Source organism: Deinococcus sp. LM3, from assembly GCF_002017875.1.
Taxonomy (GTDB): domain Bacteria; phylum Deinococcota; class Deinococci; order Deinococcales; family Deinococcaceae; genus Deinococcus.
In genome coordinates, this window is the sequence record NZ_MUFV01000001.1 from 2,177,834 (window position 1) to 2,195,754 (window position 17,921).

13 protein-coding genes are annotated in these 17,921 nt (G+C 71.2%); 12 read left to right on the forward strand and 1 reads right to left on the reverse strand.

Features of this window, described 5'->3' with window-relative positions:
• The first annotated feature begins 8 nt into the window (after nucleotides 1-8).
• The 5 genes from BXU09_RS10275 to BXU09_RS10295 all read left to right on the forward strand — a co-directional run bounded on the left by BXU09_RS10275 (nucleotide 9) and on the right by BXU09_RS10295 (nucleotide 7,209).
• Nucleotides 9-1,628: a catalase gene (locus BXU09_RS10275; RefSeq protein ID WP_078302242.1), complete on the forward strand. Its 1,620-nt coding sequence runs from the start codon at nucleotides 9-11 to the stop codon at nucleotides 1,626-1,628.
• A 308-nt stretch (nucleotides 1,629-1,936) separates the two neighbouring features.
• Nucleotides 1,937-2,818, forward strand: coding sequence for a xanthine dehydrogenase family protein subunit M (locus tag BXU09_RS10280; protein ID WP_078302244.1), 882 nt, complete (start codon nucleotides 1,937-1,939; stop codon nucleotides 2,816-2,818).
• Nucleotides 2,815-3,378 carry a (2Fe-2S)-binding protein gene (locus BXU09_RS10285; protein ID WP_078302245.1) on the forward strand — a complete coding sequence of 188 codons (564 nt, stop codon included), beginning with the start codon at nucleotides 2,815-2,817 and terminating at the stop codon, nucleotides 3,376-3,378. Before BXU09_RS10280 ends, BXU09_RS10285 begins: the two co-directional genes overlap by 4 nt.
• A complete protein-coding gene (locus BXU09_RS10290) occupies nucleotides 3,375-5,753 on the forward strand; it encodes an aerobic carbon-monoxide dehydrogenase large subunit (protein WP_205684142.1) in 2,379 nt (792 codons plus the stop codon). The genes BXU09_RS10285 and BXU09_RS10290 overlap by 4 nt, the downstream gene beginning before the upstream one ends.
• A 322-nt stretch (nucleotides 5,754-6,075) precedes the next feature.
• Entirely contained in the window at nucleotides 6,076-7,209 is a 1,134-nt protein-coding gene (locus tag BXU09_RS10295; RefSeq protein WP_078302247.1) for an XdhC family protein, read from the forward strand.
• Nucleotides 7,210-7,218: 9 nt separating this feature from the next.
• On the opposite strand, the gene BXU09_RS10300 is transcribed toward BXU09_RS10295, so the two are convergent.
• Entirely contained in the window at nucleotides 7,219-7,644 is a 426-nt protein-coding gene (locus tag BXU09_RS10300) for a hypothetical protein (protein ID WP_078302249.1), read from the reverse strand.
• Nucleotides 7,645-7,775: 131 nt separating this feature from the next.
• On the opposite strand from BXU09_RS10300, the gene BXU09_RS10305 reads away from it, so the two are divergent.
• The 7 genes from BXU09_RS10305 (at nucleotide 7,776) to BXU09_RS10335 (ending at nucleotide 17,753) form a co-directional block, all read left to right on the forward strand.
• On the forward strand, nucleotides 7,776-8,744 hold the full coding sequence (locus tag BXU09_RS10305; RefSeq protein WP_078302251.1) for an NAD-dependent epimerase/dehydratase family protein: 969 nt from the start codon (nucleotides 7,776-7,778) through the stop codon (nucleotides 8,742-8,744).
• Nucleotides 8,741-9,553: an MBL fold metallo-hydrolase gene (locus tag BXU09_RS10310; RefSeq protein WP_078302252.1), complete on the forward strand. Its 813-nt coding sequence runs from the start codon at nucleotides 8,741-8,743 to the stop codon at nucleotides 9,551-9,553. Before BXU09_RS10305 ends, BXU09_RS10310 begins: the two co-directional genes overlap by 4 nt.
• A complete protein-coding gene (locus tag BXU09_RS10315; protein WP_078302254.1) occupies nucleotides 9,550-10,854 on the forward strand; it encodes a F390 synthetase-related protein in 1,305 nt (434 codons plus the stop codon). Before BXU09_RS10310 ends, BXU09_RS10315 begins: the two co-directional genes overlap by 4 nt.
• Nucleotides 10,851-11,849, forward strand: coding sequence for a 3-oxoacyl-[acyl-carrier-protein] synthase III C-terminal domain-containing protein (locus tag BXU09_RS10320; protein ID WP_078302256.1), 999 nt, complete (start codon nucleotides 10,851-10,853; stop codon nucleotides 11,847-11,849). Before BXU09_RS10315 ends, BXU09_RS10320 begins: the two co-directional genes overlap by 4 nt.
• A 415-nt stretch (nucleotides 11,850-12,264) precedes the next feature.
• A complete protein-coding gene (gene aroA, locus BXU09_RS10325; protein ID WP_078302258.1) occupies nucleotides 12,265-13,590 on the forward strand; it encodes a 3-phosphoshikimate 1-carboxyvinyltransferase in 1,326 nt (441 codons plus the stop codon).
• Between the two features lie 303 nt (nucleotides 13,591-13,893).
• On the forward strand, nucleotides 13,894-14,175 hold the full coding sequence (locus BXU09_RS10330; protein ID WP_055362347.1) for a YiaA/YiaB family inner membrane protein: 282 nt from the start codon (nucleotides 13,894-13,896) through the stop codon (nucleotides 14,173-14,175).
• Nucleotides 14,176-14,384: 209 nt separating this feature from the next.
• The gene (locus BXU09_RS10335; protein ID WP_078304941.1) at nucleotides 14,385-17,753 is read left to right on the forward strand and encodes a DEAD/DEAH box helicase; all 3,369 of its coding nucleotides are present in this window, start codon (nucleotides 14,385-14,387) and stop codon (nucleotides 17,751-17,753) included.
• Nucleotides 17,754-17,921: the final 168 nt, after the last annotated feature.

The following is a 17,921-nucleotide window of genomic DNA, read 5'->3' on the forward strand; positions in this document are numbered from 1 at the left end:
AGAACCGCATGTCAGAGAAGAAAGCTACCGCCTACGCCCCCACCGAATCCGCCGACATGACCACCACGGCCCCCCAGGCCCCCCAGGGACGCCTGACCAACCACTCCGGCAACCTCGCGCCCAGCAACACCAACAGCCTGACCGCCGGCGAGCGCGGCCCCGTCCTGCTGCAGGACTGGCACCTGCTCGAGCGCATGGCGCACTTCAACCGTGAACGCGTCCCCGAGCGCGTCGTGCACGCCAAGGGCAGCGGCGCCTTCGGAACCTTCCGCGTCACGCGCGCCATCCCGGAACTGACCGTCGCCAAGATCTTCCAGAAGGAAGGCAACGAGTGCCGCATGCTGGCCCGCTTCAGCACCGTCGCCGGCGAGAAGGGCTTCGCCGACACCGTCCGCGACCCGCGCGGCTTCGCCCTGAAGTTCTACACCGAGGACGGCAACTGGGATCTGGTGGGCAACAACACCCCGATCTTCTTCGTGCGTGACCCCATCAAGTTCCAGGACTTCATCCACAGCCAGAAGCGCCACCCGGTCACGGGCCGCCGCAGCGCCGCCATGCAGTTCGACTTCTGGGGCCTGCGCCCCGAGAGCCTGCATCAGGTCATGTACCTGTTCGGCGACCGTGGCCTGCCCCGCTCCTACCGCTTCATGAACGGCTACTCCAGCCACACCTACAGCCTCTGGAACGAGCAGGGCGAACGCTTCTACGTCAAGTGGCACTTCCACAGCCAGCAGGGCGTGCAGAACCTGACCGAGGAGGTCGCCGCGAAGATCGCCGCCGCGAACCCCGACTACCACTTCCAGGACCTGTTCGACGCCATCGAGCGCGGCGAGAACCCCAAATGGACCGTCAGCATCCAGGTCATGCCCGAGAAGGACGCCGAGACGTACCACATCAATCCCTTCGACCTCACCAAGGTCTGGCCGCACGCCGACTACCCCCTGATGCAGGTCGGTGAGTTCGAACTGAACGAGAACCCCCAGAACTACTTCGCCGAGATCGAGCAGGCCGCCTTCGAGCCCAGCAACCTGCCGCGCGGCTTCGGCGCCAGCCCCGACAAGATGCTCCAGGCGCGCCTGATGAGCTACGCCGACGCCCACCGCTACCGCATCGGCATCAACTACGCCGCGCTGCCCGTCAACCAGGCCGCCTGCCCGGTCATGACCTACCACCGCGACGGCCAGACCCGTTTCGACGGCAACTTCGGCGGCACGCCCGTGTACGAACCCAACTCGTACGGCGGCCCCGCCGTGGCCGAGGGCACCCCGCAGGAACCCCCCATGCCGCTGGGCGCCCTCGCCGACCGCTTCGGCTGGCCCGAGGACGACGCCGACCTGTACGGCCAGCCGCGCGAACTGTACCGCGTGATGCAGCCCGACGAACGTCAGCGCCTCGCCATGAACTTCGCCGGCGCGCTGGCCGACGTGCCCGCCTTCATCGCCGACCGCTTCATCGGGCACCTGGAACAGGTTTCCGGCGAACTGGCCGGGAACGTCCGCAGCGGCATCGCGCAGAAGAAGGCTGAGGGTCACCCGGAACTCACGGACCTGCTCACCGAGACGCACACCCACGCGGCCGGCGGCGACCAGAAGCCCAGCCAGAGCGTCGCGGTCGGTGCGGACGACTGAACTCCAGCGTGAGGTGAACGGCCCGGTGGCCTGACCTTCACGAGCGACTGACGTTCCTGCCCAGACACCATGAACGCGTGATTCACGCGGCCCGTCCACTCCCCACGCGGGGTGGGCGGGTTTTTCTTTCTCCAGGCGCCGCCCCGTCCCTGGTCCTGTGGTCATTCTTGCTATGCGGATCTTCAGAAAGGCTTCATACTGTGGTGAATCAGGTTCAATTCATCCCGTATCCGCTCACCTGAACGGCGTTCAGGACCACCCACCAGGGAAGTTTCACGTGCCGGGCCACGCCCGGCGAGGGGGAGAACGTGTTTCCAGCTGCATTCGATTACATCCGCGCCCATTCCGCAGAGGAGGCCCTGGCCGCGCTCGCGCAGCACGGCGCCGAGGCCCGCATCCTGGCCGGCGGCCAGAGCCTGATCCCCGCCATGCGCCTGCGACTGGCCCGCCCGGCCGTGCTGGTCGACCTGGGCGGCGTGAAGGACCTGGGCTACCTGCGCGAGGAAGGCGGCGAACTGCGCGTCGGCGCCATGACCCGCGACGTGACCCTGGAACGCGACGCGAACGTCCGCGCCCGCTACAGCCTCCTGACCGACACCGGCGCCGTCGTGGCCGACCCGGTCGTGCGCTGCCTGGGCACGGTTGTCGGCAGCCTGTGCCACAGCGACCCCAGCGGCGACTGGGGCGCGGCGGCCCTCGCCTCGCGCGCCGTGATGGTCGCCCGCAGCGCCAGCGGCGAACGCCTGATCCCCATCGACGAGTTCCTGGTGGACTCCTTCCAGACGTCGCTGGAAGAGGGTGAACTGGCCGTCGAGGTGCGCTTTCCCACCCCGGACGGCCGCACGCACGGCTCGTACCAGAAGATCGAACGCAAGGTCGGGGATTACGCCACCGCTGCCGCCGCCGTGCAGATCACGCTGGGCGACGACGGCCGCGTCACGCACGCCGGGGTCGCCCTGACCGCCGCCGGCCCCCGCCCGGTCCGGGTGGACAGCGCCGAGAAACTGCTGCTGGGTCAGCTGCTGACCGAGGACGTCATCCGCGCCGCCAGCGAGGAAGCCCGCGCCGTCAGTGACCCCTTTGCGGACACGCGCGGCAGCGTGGAGTACAAGAAAGACATGGCCCGCGTGCTCGTCGCGCGCGGCCTTCGCGCCAGCGCCGCCCGCCTGGGCACGGGAGTGACCGCATGACCGCCACCGAAACCACCGACACCGCCCTGCGCACCGTCACCCTGAACGTGAACGGGCAGACCATCCGCCAGGAAGTCGAACCCCGCACCCTGCTCGCCTACGCCCTGCGTGACGCCGGCCTGAAAGGCACGCACGTGGGCTGCGACACCTCCTCGTGCGGCTGCTGCGTCGTGCTGATCGACGGCGACACGCCCGCCAAGTCCTGCACCATGTTCGCCGTGCAGGCCGAGGGCCACCAGATCACCACCGTCGAGGGCCTCGGCACCCCCGGCGACCTGCACCCCCTGCAACAGGCCTTCTGGGACCAGCACGGCCTGCAGTGCGGGTACTGCACGCCCGGCATGCTCATGACCGCCAAGGCCATGCTGGGGCACAACCCGGACCCCACCGACCAGGAAGTCCGCGAGTTCCTGAGCGGCAACCTGTGCCGCTGCACCGGCTACAACAACATCGTCAAGGCCGTGCAGCAGGCCGCGCGCGTCATGCGCGACGAGGCGCAGGCGCAGGCCCTGGCCGGCATGGTCCCCAGCACCGGCACCGCCGAAGGAGGAGCGCAGTGAGCATCGAAACCGACGCCGCGAACAACGCCGGCCCGCAGACCCTGACCATGGGCAAGAGCATGAAACGCAAGGAAGACCCCCGCTTCCTGACCGGGAACGGCAACTACGTGGACGACATGCGCCTGCCCGGCATGCTGTACATGGCCATCGTGCACAGCCCCTACCCGCACGCGAACATCAAGGGGATCGACAAGACGGCCGCGCTGGCCGTACCCGGCGTGAAGGCCGTCATCACCGGCGAGGACCTCGTGGCCGCGTCGCTGGCGTGGCTGCCCACCTTCCACGGCTTCGACAAGCAGATGGTCCTGGCCGTCGGCAAGGTCCTGTTCCAGCATCAGGAAGTCGCGGCCGTGTTCGCCGAGACCCGCGAGGCCGCCCGCGACGCCGCCGAACTGGTGGACGTGGACTACGAACCCCTCGACCCGGTCATCAGTCCCTTCGACTCCATGAAAGACGAGATCATCCTGCGCGACGACCGCGAGGACAAGACCAACCACATCTACCACTGGGACAGCGGCGACAAGGACGGCACCCAGACCGCGCTGGACGACTCCGAGGTCGTGGTCACCGAGCGCATCTACGCGCCCCGCTGCCACCCCGCCCCACTGGAACCCTGCGGCTGCGTCGCGCAGTTCGACGCCATGGGCCGCCTGCACTTCTGGGTGACCAGTCAGGCGCCGCACGTGTACCGCACCGCCATCTCGCTCGTGACCGGCATTCCCGAGGACAAGATCCGCGTGATCTCCCCGGACATCGGCGGCGGCTTCGGCAACAAGGTCCCGGTGTACCCCGGCTACGTGTGCGCCATCGTGGGCGCCCTGATCCTCAAGACGCCCGTCAAGTGGATCGAGACCCGCACCGAGAACCTCACCACCACCGGCTTCGCCCGCGACTACCACATGGACGTCACCATCGGCGCGAAGAAGGACGGCACCGTCACCGCCCTGAAGGTCAAGACGGTCGCCGACCACGGCGCGTTCGACGCCGCCGCCGACCCCAGCAAGTACCCGGCCGGGATGTTCGGCGTCGTGACCGGCAGTTACCAGTTCCCGGTCGCGTTCGCGGAACTCGACGCGTACTTCACGAACAAGGCGCCGGGTGGCGTGGCGTACCGCTGCTCGTTCCGCGTGACCGAAGCCAGTTACGCTATCGAACGCGGCATGGACATCCTGGCGCAGAAACTCACCATGGACCCCGCCGAACTACGCCGCAAGAACTTCGTGCGCAAGGACCAGTTCCCCTACGACAGCGCCCTGGGCTTCACGTACGACAGCGGCGACTACGAAGGCACCATGGACAAAGCCCTGAACCAGATCGGGTACGCCGACCTCAGGCGCGAGCAGGCCGAGAAACGCGCCCGTGGCGAGTACATGGGCATCGGCATCAGCACCTTCACCGAGGTCGTCGGCGCCGGACCCAGCAAGCACTTCGACATCCTGGGCATCAAGATGTTCGACTCCGCCGAGATCCGCATTCACCCCACCGGGACCGGCATCATCCGCACCGGCACGAAAAGCCAGGGCCAGGGCCACGAAACCACCTGGGCGCAGATCGTCGCCGAGGAACTCGGCCTGGACCCCCAGAACCTGCTCGTCGAGGAGGGCGACACCGACACCGCCCCCTACGGCCTGGGCACCTACGCCAGCCGCAGCACCCCGGTCGCCGGAGCCGCGCTGGCCCTCGCCGCCCGCCGCGTGCGCGAGAAGGCCCGCAAGGTCGCCGCGCACCTGCTGGAAGCCGCCGCCGAGGACATCGAATGGGTCGAGCATCGATTCCAGGTGATGGGCGCCCCCAGCCGCAGCGTCACCATGAAAGAAGTCGCCTTCGCCGCGTACACCAACCCCGGCGAGGGCAACGAACCCGGCCTGGAAGCCAGCCTGTACTACGACCCGCCCAACATGACCTTCCCGCACGGCGCGTACATCGCCGTCGTGGACGTCGACGCCGAGACCGGCGAGGTCAAGGTCCGCCGCTTCCTCGCCATCGACGACTGCGGCACCGTCATCAACCCCATGATCGTCGAGGGACAGGTGCACGGCGGCCTCACCGAGGGCTTCGCCATCGCCTTCATGCAGGAAATCCCCTACGACGAACAGGGCAACAACATGGCCCCGAACTTCATGGAGTACCTGATCCCCACCAGCGTCGAGGCGCCCGTCTGGGAGACCGGCAGCACCGTCACGCCCAGCCCCCACCACCCCATCGGCGCCAAGGGCGTCGGCGAGAGCCCCAACGTCGGCAGTCCCGCCGCGTTCGTGAACGCCGTCATGGACGCCCTGTCGCCCCTGGGCGTCACGCACATCGACATGCCCCTGACCCGCGAGAAAGTCTGGAAGGCCATCCGCAACGCGCAGGCCGCCGCCGCGAGTGACTGACCCCCTGACCCCTCCGACCCTGCGGGCCACCTCCCCTTAGAGGGGAGGCTGAAACTGAAGTGGCTCCCCTCTAAGGGGAGCTGTCACCGCAGGTGACTGAGGGGTTGCAGGTGACCCAGGAGTTGCCCCCGACATCGACCTTCTCCCCCCGCCCCTCACCGGGCGGGTGTATCCATTGGAGACCGCATGACGAGGATTCCGTCTGTTTCGTCACCAACCCGGAAGGGCGCCGGGTTGCCAACTCCACGCCCGGAACCCTCTTTGCTCCCACTCGCTTCGCTCGGATTGAACGGGCTTTGCAGCCCATTCAATCGGAGGCCGTATGACCCCTGATCCCCAGCGTCCCACCGGGGACACCGAATTCATTCCGGACCTGCCCGAGCGGCTGGCGGGGCTGGCGCGCGAGGGCGCGTCGGCGGTCGTGGCGACCGTGGTATCGCGCCGCGCGCCCGTGTCGGCGCAGGTGGGTGACAAGGCCCTGATTCACGCGGACGGCCGCATGGAGGGCTTCGTGGGCGGCGCGTGCTCGCGCGAGATCGTGCGGCGGCAGGCACTGCTGGCGTTGCAGGGTGGGCAGGCGCGGCTGGTGCGGATCGTGCCGGGCGCCGCGCCGGACGCCGAGCACGCCTTCGCCGAGCGGGTCACGGTGCCCATGAACTGCGCGTCGGAAGGGGAGAGCGAGGTGTTCCTGGAACCGCTGCTGCCGCCGCGCCTGCTGATCGTGGTGGGGCGCACGCCGGTCGCGCGGGCCATCGCCGCGCACGCCCGCCTGATGGGTGACCGCGTGTGGCGCGTGCTGGACGACGACGAGGTGCCGGGCGAGCCGGACGCCGTGCCGCTGGGCGCCCTGACCGCCCGCCTGTCGGCCCTGCCTGCCGCGCAGCGCGCGCGGGTGCGCAGCGTGGTGGCGTCGCAGGGACACTACGACGAGACGGCCATCGAGGCGTTGCTGCGCGCCCAGCCGAACCCGGTGGGCCTTCTGGCCAGCCCGAAACGCGCCGCGAACGTCCGCGAGACGCTGGCCATGCTGAGCGGCTTCGGGGAGGCGGACCTGGGCCGCATCCGCGCGCCCGTGGGCCTGAACGTGGGTGCCCGCACCCCGCACGAGGTGGCGCTGAGCGTCCTGGCAGAACTGGTGCAGCTGGACCGGCAGGCCTTTGTGCCGTCCACCGCTGTTCCGGAGCAGGCACCGGCCGCGCCCGTTCCGACTCCCGGCGAACCGTCACCCGTGCCGTCCGCGCTGCTGGCCCAGGTGATGGACCTGCCTGCCCTGACCGTCCTGAATGCCGAACCGGCCCCTGCTGACGGAAGCAGCGCCGTGGACCCGGTCTGCGGCATGACCGTCAGCCTCCCGGCCCGGCACACCGCCGAACTGGACGGGCAGACGTACGCCTTCTGCTGCCCGCACTGCAAGGCCCGCTTCCTGAAGGACCCGGCGCGCTACCTGACCGGCTGAGCGCGGCGTTCAGCGGCGGTTCGTCTTGCCGAACAGGCCGTCCACGGGCGCCGGGGCCACCACCTGCCCGATCAGGTCCAGGATCTCCGCGAGGGGCAGGGTGAACACGCCCGCCTCGCCCCGGTCGGCGGCCTCGCGCCACTGGCGGTAACCGCTGTCGTCGGTCGGGAGGGGAGCGCCGGTCCCGATCAGCTCCAGCACGCTGGCAAGCAGGGCCTCGGCCGTGACCGGCGCGTGGGCCAGGTGCGGCTGCACGCCGCCCCGCAGGTGCGGGTTCCCCAGCCGCAACCCGTCCAGCGCGACGTGCACCACCGTCCCGGTCGGTTCGTCGTCGCGGCGCAGGATCAGCGCCGTGCTCGTGTCCTCGCCGGGGCGGGTGCGGTACGTCCAGCGTTGACCGGCCTGAAAGTCGGCCTGACCATGGGGAGTCGTCATGGGACGCAGCGTACCGGGCGGCGCCGGGGTGTTCCCTCACCCGAATGGCGCAGTGGTGGGTACGTGCTCTGGCCTGAACGCCGTTCAGATTCGGCGGTGCGGGGCGGGCCGGGCGTCCATAATCACGGGCGATGAACATTCTGGTGACGGGCGCGACCGGGTTCCTGGGTGGGGTGACGGCCCGTGAACTCGCGCGGGCCGGGCACGCCGTGACGGGCCTGGGCCGGGACGGGGCGCGGGGCGCGGCGCTGGAGGCGGACGGTGTGCGTTTCGTGGCGGCCGACCTGCGCGGCGCGGACTGGGACACCCTGCTGGACGGTGTGGATGGCGTGGTGCACGCGGCGGCCCGCTCGACCCTGTGGGGGCACGCGGCGGACTTCCACGCGGACAACGTGACCCCCAGCGCCGCGCTGGCCCGGGCGTGCGCGCGGCGCGGCGTGCGGCTGGTGCATGTCAGCACGCCCAGCGTGTACAACGCCACCGGAGTGACCGATCAGGTGCGCGAGGACACCCTGGTCGGCCCGCGCTTCGACAGCCTGTACGCCCGCAGCAAGTGGCAGGCCGAACAGGCGGTGCGGGCGGCGCTGCCCGACGCGACGGTGCTGCGCCCACGCGGCATTTATGGCGTGGGGGACACCAGCATCGTGCCCCGGCTGGCGGCGGCGCTGCGCGCGGGCCGCCTGCCCCGCCTGACGGGCAGCGAGGTCTGGACGGACCTGACCGACGTGCGCAACGTCACGCACGCGATCACGCTGGCACTGGCCCGCCCCGCGCCCGGCGTGTTCAACATCACCGACGGGCAGGCCATCCCGCTGTGGGCGACGCTGGACCGGCTGGCCGACACGCTGGGCGTCCCCAGACCGACGCGGCGCGTGCCCGCGCGGCTGCTGGAGGGGCTCGCGGCGGCGCTGGAACTCGGCGCGCGCCTGCACCCCGCGCAGCCCGAGCCGCCCTTGACCGCCAGCGGTGTGCGCCTGCTGACGCGGCCCATGACGCTGGACCTGACCCGCGCCCGCGAGCGGCTGGGCTACGCGCCGGTCGTCACGCCAGAGCAGGGCTTCGCGGACGTGTTCGCCGGACTGCGCGGAGGGACGGCGTGAGCGTCCGGGTCATTCCCCTGCGGGCCGGATCGTGCCTGAACCTCGCGGCGATCACCGAGCGCGGCGCCCCGTGGCGGGTGCAGGCGTACCCGGCGGGCTTCACGCTGATCCTGCACCCCACGCGCGGCCCGGTGCTGTTCGACACCGGCTACGGCGCGGACGTCGTGACCGCCATGCGCCGCTGGCCGGGCGTGATCTACGGCCTGATCACCCCCGTGCAGTTCGGCCCGCACGACTCGGCGCGCGAGCAACTGCGCGTCCTGGGCTTCCCCCCGGAGGAGGTGCAGCACGTGATCGTCTCGCACCTGCACGCCGATCACGTGGGCGGGCTGCGCGACTTCCCGCACGCGACCTTTCACCTGGATCGCCGCGCCTGGGAGCCCCTGCGGGCGCTGCGGGGTGTGCGGGCGGTGCGGCGCGCGTACCTGCCGGAACTCCTTCCTGACGACTTCGAGGACCGCTGCGCGTGGCTGGACTTCGGAGGCGCCGGGGACGACCTGCACCCCTTCCCGGAGGTCGCCGACGTGTTCGGGGACGGCCTGCTGCGCGCCGTGCCACTTCCCGGTCACGCGCCGGGCATGGTGGGCCTCCTGGCTCAGGAGGACGCGGGCCTGACCGTCCTGGCCGCCGACGCCGCCTGGAGCGTCCGCGCGGGCCGCGAGGAACGCCCCGTGCACCCGCTGGCCCGCGTGGCGTTCCACGACCCCGCCCTGGAGGCCACCAGCGGCGCCGCCCTGCGCGCCTTCCTGCACGCCAATCCCGGTGCGCGGCTGCACGTCAGCCACGACGCGCCCGAGGGCTGGACTTGAGCGCCGTCCTGACCCTGCTGGGCGCGCTGGACGACGCCCGCCTGACCTTCCGCTCGCGCGCGGCGCTGGACCGCCACCAGGAGCGCCTCGCGCACGGACACCTGCGCTGGGTGGCCGCGCACAGCCCCGCCGTCGCTGCCCGCTTCCGCGCCGCCGGACTCCCCCTGAGCCGCTGGCGCGACCTGCCCCCCACCGACAAGGCCGCCATGCTCGCCACGTTCGACACGCTGAACACCGTCGATGTCACGCTGGACCGCGCGCTGGCGGTCGGGCGGCAGGCGGAACGCACCCGCGACTTCACCCCGACCCTCGCCACACCCGCCGGGCCGGTCACGGTCGGCCTGTCCACCGGCACGAGCGGCACCCAGGGCGTCTTTCTGGTCAGCCGCGCCGAGCAGGCCCGCTGGGCCGGGACCGTCCTGCGCCACCTGCTGCCCGGCGGACTGTGGGGCCTGCTGCGTCCGCAACGGGTGGCGTTCTTCCTGCGCGCCGACAGCCCCCTGTACCGCAGCGTCGGGCGCGGACGGCTAGACTTCCGCTTCTTCGACCTGCTGCGCCCCCTCCCCGAACTGGCCGCCGAGGCCCAGTCCTACGCGCCCACCCTGATCGTCGGGCCGCCCGGCGTGCTGCGTGCCCTGCACCGCACCGGCATCCGGCTGAATGCCCGCGTGATCAGCGTCGCGGAAGTCCTCGACCCCGACGACGAGGCCGCCCTGCGGAGCTGGGGTGACGTCGTGCAGGTCTATCAGGCCACCGAGGGCCTGCTGGCCCTGCCGTGCCCGCACGGATCGCTGCACCTGAACGAGGCGCACGTCCACTTCGACCTCGAATCATTGGGGGGTGGCCTGCACCGCCCCGTCATCACCGACCTGCGCCGCCGCGCGCAGCCGTTCATCCGCCACCGCCTCGACGACGCCCTGCGCCTGCACCCTGACCCGTGTCCCTGCGGGCAGGCCGCGCGTCGCATTCACAGCATCGCGGGCCGCCAGGACGACGCCCTGCACCTGCCCGGCGCGGCAGGGGAGAGCGTGACCGTCTGGCCGGACTTCCTGCGCGGCGCCCTGGCCGCCGTGCCGGGCCTGCGCGAGTACCGCGCCGACCAGACCGGCCCCGCCCGGCTGACACTGCACCTCGACCCGCACACACCTGACACGCAGGCGCACGCCCTGAGCGCCGTCCGGGACGCCCTGCGCCGCAGCCACGCCGACCCAGGGCGCCTCACCCTCGACACCCGACCCCTCGAACCGCCCCCGCCCGGCACGAAACGCCGCCGCGTCACCCGCAGCTGGAGGCCCGCATGAACCCACCCGACCCCGTCCTCGGCGTGCGCCTCCTCGCCACCGCGCAGGCCCTCCCCGAACGACGCGTCCCCACCGCCGAGGTCGCCCGGCTCTGCGGCGTGCCCGAAGCCACCGCCATCAAACGCACCGGCGTCCACGAGCGCCGCTGGCTGTCCGGCACCGAGACCGCCCTGACCCTCGGCACGCAGGCCGCCCGCGAAGCCCTGAACCGCGCGGGCCTGGAGATCGGCGACGTGGACGTCCTCCTGAACGCCAGCGGCAGCCAGCTGCAACCCATCCCCGACGGCGCCGCCCTGTACGCCCGCGAACTCGGCCTGCACGGCAAGGCCACCTACTCGCTGCACGGCACCTGCCTCAGCTTCCTGCTGGCCCTCCAGCACGCCGCCCTGCTCATCCACACCGGGCAGGCGCGGCACGTCCTGATCATCAGCAGTGAGGGCGGCAGCGTCGGCCTGAACCCCCACCAGCCCGAGAGCACCCTGCTGATCGGAGACGGGGCCGCCGCCGTCCTCCTCGGCCCCCCCACCCGCCCCGGCCAGGGCGTGCACGCCACCCGCACCGAAACCCACCCCGCCGGAGCCGACCACACCCGCATCACCGGCGGCGGCACCCTCCGGCACCCCAGCCACCCCGGCACCACACCCACCGACTTCACCTTCGACATGCAGGGCCTGCAAGTCCTGAAACTCGCCAGCCGCGTCGTCCCCCCCTTCCTCGAACGCCTCCGCCCCGGCTTGAGTCACGGCCTGCCCGCCATCACCCGCGTCATCCCGCATCAGGCCAGCCAGGCGGGCCTCGACCTCATGCGCCGCTACGGCTGGCCCGAAGAACAGGTCGAAGTCACCCTGCGCACCCTCGGGAACGTCATCGCCGCCAGCCTCCCCCTCACCCTGCATCAGGCACTCGAAGCCGGGCGGCTGAATGAGGGGGACACGGCGCTGCTGGTCGGCACGGGCGCGGGGCTGATTGCGGGGGGGGTGATCTGGGAGTTGTAACGGTTGCTGGTCTGCGCCTGCGGCGGGCTGCCCCACCCCCCAGCCCCCATCCCCAGGGGGGACGGGGGAGCCTGCGTTGGCACTGGGCAGGTATTTCTCTGGCCTGCTTGGCGGGTCATCGGCGGGGACGGCCACGTCTCACACGCCATCCTTCGCTCTCGCGCCGTTCGCCCCGCGCGCTGCGCGCACGACGGGCCGGGTTGCCGTGACAACAGAGTGGCTGGGTGTCCTGGTGCGTGCCGTGAGGTTCTACTTTTTTCGCTTCGGCAGAAGCAGTGGTTCAAGGCTCCCCTTGAGGGGAGCTGTCAGCGAAGCTGACTGAGGGGTCCTGCGCAGCAGCCTTCCTTCCCACCACCCGCGCCCCTTCCTGTACAGCGGCCCGGCGCCGTGGGGGTGTGCGGGCTACGCTGGCCCCATGAGTGTTGATGGCCTGCCGGAGAAGTTTGACGTGATCGTGCATCCTGCGCCTGAGCTGCGGGGCGAGTTGCGGGCGCAGCCGAGTAAGAATTACACGACGCGGTATCTGCTGGCGGCGGCGCTGGCGGAGGGGGAGTCGCGGGTGGTGGGTGTGGCGACCAGTGAGGATGCCGGGGCGATGCTGCGGTGCCTGGGGGACTGGGGTGCGGGCGTGGAGCTGGTGGGTGGGGACGCGGTGATCCGTGGGTTCGGGAGCAGTCCGCGCTCGGGTGTGACGCTGAATCCGGGGAATGCGGGGGCGGTGGCGCGGTTCCTGATGGGCGTGGCGGCCCTGACGACCGGGACGGAGTTCGTGACGGATTACCCGGATTCGCTGGGGCGGCGGCCGCAGGGGGATCTGCTGGAGGCGCTGTCGCGGCTGGGGGCGCGGGTGCAGAGCCGGGATGGGATGTTCCCGGTGTCCATCTCGGGGCCGGTGCGGGGCGGGGTGGTGGAGGTCAGTGCGGAGCGCAGCAGTCAGTACGCCAGCGCGCTGATGTTCCTGGGGCCACTCCTCCCGGACGGGCTGGAGTTGCGCCTGACGGGCGAGATCAAGAGTCACGCGCCGCTGCGGCAGACGCTGGATACCCTGGCGGCGTTCGGGGTGCGGGCGTCGGCGAGTGAGGACCTGAGCCGCATCTCGATTCCGGGTGGGCAGGCGTTCCGGGCGGGGCGGGTGCTGGTGCCGGGGGATTACCCGGGGAGCGCGGCGATCCTGGCGGCGGCGGTCACGCGGCCCGGCGAGGTGCGCCTGTCGAACCTGCGTGAGCAGGACCTTCAGGGCGAGCGGGAGGCGGTGGCTGTGCTGCGCGAGATGGGCGCGGACATCGTGCGGGACGGGGACGTGCTGACCGTGTGGGGCGGGCGGCCCCTGCAGGGCGTGGTGCGCGACGGGGACGGCTTCACGGACGCCGTGCAGGCGCTGACGGCGGCGGCGGCGCTGGCGGGCGGCACGACCACCTGGGAGAACGTGTACACGCTGCGCCTGAAGGAATGTGACCGCATCAGCGACACGCGCCGTGAGCTGGAGCGGCTGGGCCTGACGGTGGGTGAAACGCAGGACAGCCTGACGGTCACGGGCACGTCTGCGCTGGCCGGGGGCGTCACGGCGGACGGGCACGGAGATCACCGCATGATCATGCTGCTGACCATCCTGGGCCTGAGTGCGGCCGCGCCGATCCGCATCACGGGCGCGCACCACATCCGCAAGAGTTACCCGCTGTTCTTCCGGCATCTGGAAGAGCTGGGCGCCCGCTTCGAGTACCCGGAAGCCACGCGCGCCTGACGCGGCCCGCTCAGGCACTCACGGCGAGGCTGCCCTCAGTCCGGGGCGGCCTTTTTTCCGTTCAGGACAGCGCCGGTTGCGTTTTTCTGGAGTGCGTTCAGAAGCCGGCGTGGGACGTCTGTCCCACTCCTATGCTGGAGTGGACCGGGCAGAACTGGGCGGCAGGTCACTAGCACGCCCGGCCAGACCGGCGCAAGGGCAACTGCGCGGCGCGGCACGGTCCGCCCGGGGCAGAATCCGCAGCAGTGACCGCCGCAGCGACTCCGCAGTTCCCGGCCGCGACCATCACAGGAGGTTCCAACCATGACGCAGTTCAACACCCCCGATCTCGTCGGTGATTCCCCCGCGTGGCTCAGTTTCATCTGGATCGCGTTCCTGGTCAGCATCAGCCTGATGCTGCTGGGCATCTTCTTCATTCCCGTCGACTGGTGGGTCAAGGGCTACCTGTACATGGGTACTCTGTTCCTGACCGCCAGCACCCTGACCCTCAGTAAGAGCCTGCGCGACAAACACGAGTACGAACGTCTCGTCAACCGCGTCAAGAGTGCCCGCACCGAGCAGGTTCTCAGCAAGTTCGAAAGCTGAGGGCCGCAGGCAACGGGCCGCCGAGGGGAGGCAGTGGGCCATATCCGCCCGGCGGCAGGCACGTCCTTTCGTGTCGGTGTGCAGCTTCGTTCAGGGCAGCGGCGCGCTAGACTCCAGGGCGTGTTTGTTACTGGCGTTCCGTCCTTCCCGTCCCGCTCGACCGGCCGGACGCCTGCATGGCGCGTCCACGCGGACGGCCGGGTGACCGCGTGAAACTCAGCCGCCTGCCGCCGGGCTTCGCGCTCGACACGGCCGCGCAGGGCCTCGCGCTGCGGGAGGAGAGCGTGCAGAACGTCACGCGCCACTGGACCGACGCGGGCTGGCACGCCGAGGCGACCGTCATGGACGCCGGGCAGGCCTACCACGCCACCGTGGACCTGCTGCCCCCCCCGGACCCGCAACTGCGCGGCAGCAGCTGCACCTGCGGCCGCTACCGCTGCCGGCACGTGGCGGCGCTCGTCCTGGCGACCGACCCGCCCGACGGCCCCCGCCCCGCGCAGACCGAGGCGGCGCCGGACGACTCGACCACCGAGGAACCCCTGGACGCCCGCACGCAGCAGTGGCTGGCGTCGTTCACGGAGACCCGCTCGGCCGCCCGTGGCCGGCAGTTCGAGTTGCGGTACGTGCTGCGGTTCCTGCCGCCCGGCACCAGCGTCGGCGGCACGCGCCGCGTGGCCGTACAACTGACGCGCGTGCCGCTGCGCGCCGAGCAGCCGGACCTGTCGGCCGCCGAACGGTACTCGCTGCCCCGCAACCTCGCGAGCGCCCCGGCCTTCGTGCGGCGCGACACGCACCTGCTGCGCCTGCTGGACGTCGCCACGACCGCCACGCACGAACCCGGCCGCTGGCAGGACGAACTGCACGTCCTGGGCGACCACCCGGCCGCCGACCTGCTGATCGAGAGCATGCTCGAATCCGGCCGCCTGTGCTGGGAACGTCCGGACGCGGCCCTCACGCGCGGCCCGGACCTGCACGGGCACCTCGCGTGGATGTCCGACGCGCGCGGCGCGCAGGCCCCCACCCTGCACCTGCCCGACGCCCCCGGCGCGACCGTGCTGCCCACCCCGCGCCCCTGGGCGGTGCAGACCCCCGCGCCGGGCGGGCAGACCCTGCTGAGCCGCGTGCAGACCGACTCGCCGCCCGATCAGGTCGCGCGGTTCCTGACCGGGCCGGTCCTGCCGCCCGCGCAGGCCGTCGCCCTGGCACACGCCATCACGGCTTCGGGGCTGAACCTCCCCATCCCGCAGACCGTCCGGGTGCGCGAGGAACGCCTGCCGTACACCCCGCAACTGCAACTCACGGCCCGCACCGCGGCCCGCCACGGCTGGGCCGCCCGCCCGGAAACCGTGACGCTGCCCGCCGCGCAACTGCGCCACGCCTACGCGGGCCTGACCGTCCCGGACACCCATCTGGAAGGCAGCGCCGGTCCCACCGTGTACCGCGACGGCGTCCTGACCCGCGTGGCCCGCGACCGGGACGCCGAACGCGACGCGGAACACGCCGTCGCCCTGGCCGGCTTCATGCTGATCGAGGAAGCCCTCGGAGACGGGTACCACCTCACCGCGCCCGACCGGGACGCCCTGCTGAGCCTCGGCGACGAGGACGCCTGGATGGAGTTCATGCGTCACGGCCGCGCCGACCTCGAAGCGCAGGGCGTGGCCGTGCAGGTCCTGCCGGACTTCCCCCTGAACTACGCCGAGATCACCGACTGGTACGGCGAGACGAACGACGCCTTCGGCGGCTGGTTCACGCTGGACCTCGGGATCGTCGTGGACGGCACCCGCATCAGCCTGATCCCCATCCTGGCCGACCTGATTGCCCGGCAGCCGGGCCTGTTCACGCCCGAGGCGCTGGCCGACCTCGCAGACGACGAGACGCTGCACGCCACCCTCGACGACGGCCGCCGCATCGCGCTGCCCGCCGGCCGCATCCGCGCGATCCTGGGCGTGCTGGTCGAACTGAACCTGCGCGACCTGCCACCCGGCCCGCTGCGCCTGCCGCTGCTGGACGCCGCCCGCGTCGCGCAACTCGAAGAGGCCGTGCAGGCCCGCTGGCTGGGCGCCGAACGCCTGCTGGAACTCGGCCGGAAACTCCGCGACTTCAGCGGCGTGCAGGACGTCACGCCCCCCGCCGGACTGAACGCCGACCTGCGCCCCTACCAGCGTCAGGGCGTCTCCTGGCTGCAATTCCTGCGCGAGTACGGCATGGGCGGCATCCTCGCCGACGACATGGGGCTGGGAAAGACCGTGCAAACCCTGGCGCACCTGCTGCTGGAGAAGGAATCCGGCCGCGCCGACCGGCCCAGTCTGGTCGTGGCGCCCACCAGCGTCATCGGGAACTGGCAGGCGGAGGCGGCGAAGTTCGCGCCGGACCTGCGGGTCCTGACCCTGCACGGCAAGGACCGCCGCGCGCACTTTCCGCGCATTCCCGGTTACGACCTGATCCTGACGACGTACCCGCTGCTGCCGCGCGACATCGATGACCTGGGGGCCTTCGAGTACCACCTGGTGATCCTGGACGAGGCGCAGAACATCAAGAACGCCCGCACGGCCGCCGCCAAGGCCGCCGGGGCGCTGAATGCCCGCCACCGCCTGGCGCTGACCGGCACGCCGCTGGAGAACCACCTGGGCGAGCTGTGGTCGCAGTTCAACTTCCTGGCGCCGGGCCTGCTGCACGACGAGAAGACCTTCCGGGAGCTGTACCGCACGCCCATCGAGAAACGCGGCGAGGCGGGCCGCCGTCAGGCCCTGGCCGCGCGGGTCCGGCCGTTCATCCTGCGCCGCGAGAAACGGGACGTGGCGCGCGAACTGCCGCCCAAGACCGAGATCCCGGTGCGCGTCACGCTGGACGGCGATCAGCGTGACCTGTACGAGACGGTGCGCGTGACCACCGAGACCCGCGTGCGCGAGGAGCTGCGTGCGCGCGGCCTGTCGCGCAGCACCATCGCCATTCTGGACGCCCTGCTGAAACTCCGGCAGGCGGTCACCGACCCGCGCCTCGTGAAACTGGACGCGGCGCGCAGCGTGGAAGGCAACGCGAAATTCGAGTGGCTCAGCACGCACCTGCCGCAGATGGTCGAGGAGGGCCGCCGCGTCCTGATCTTCAGCGGGTTCGCCACGCTGCTGGGCCACCTCGAGGACTGGCTGCGCGAGCAGCGCATCCCGTACTCCATGATCACCGGCAGCACCCAGGACCGCCAGAGTCAGATCGACGCCTTCCAGAGCGGCCGGACGCACGTGTTCCTGATCACCCTGAAGGCCGGGGGGGTGGGTCTGAACCTCACGGCGGCCGACACGGTCATCCACTACGACCCCTGGTGGAACCCGGCCGCCGAGGAACAGGCCACCGACCGCGCCTACCGCATCGGGCAGGACAAACCGGTGTTCGTGTACAAGCTGATCGCGGCGGGCAGCGTCGAGGAACGCATCCTGGATCTCCAGGCGCGCAAGGCCAGTCTGGCGCGCGGCATCCTCGACGGGGGCCTGAGTGACGCGACGCAGCTCACCTCCGCCGACCTGGACCGTCTGTTCGCGCCGCTGGAAGACGAACCCGAGGGCGAGATGGCCCTGACCCCATGATACGGACTCCGATTGAATGGGCTGCAAAGCCCGCTGGGTCCGAGCGAAGCGAGTTGGAGCAAAACGGGTTCCGGACGTGGAGCCGGCAATCCGGTGAAGTTCCGGATTGTTGGCGAAACAAACGGAATCCGTATGACGCCCCCGCCCGCCCGCCCGCACCGTGCAGCA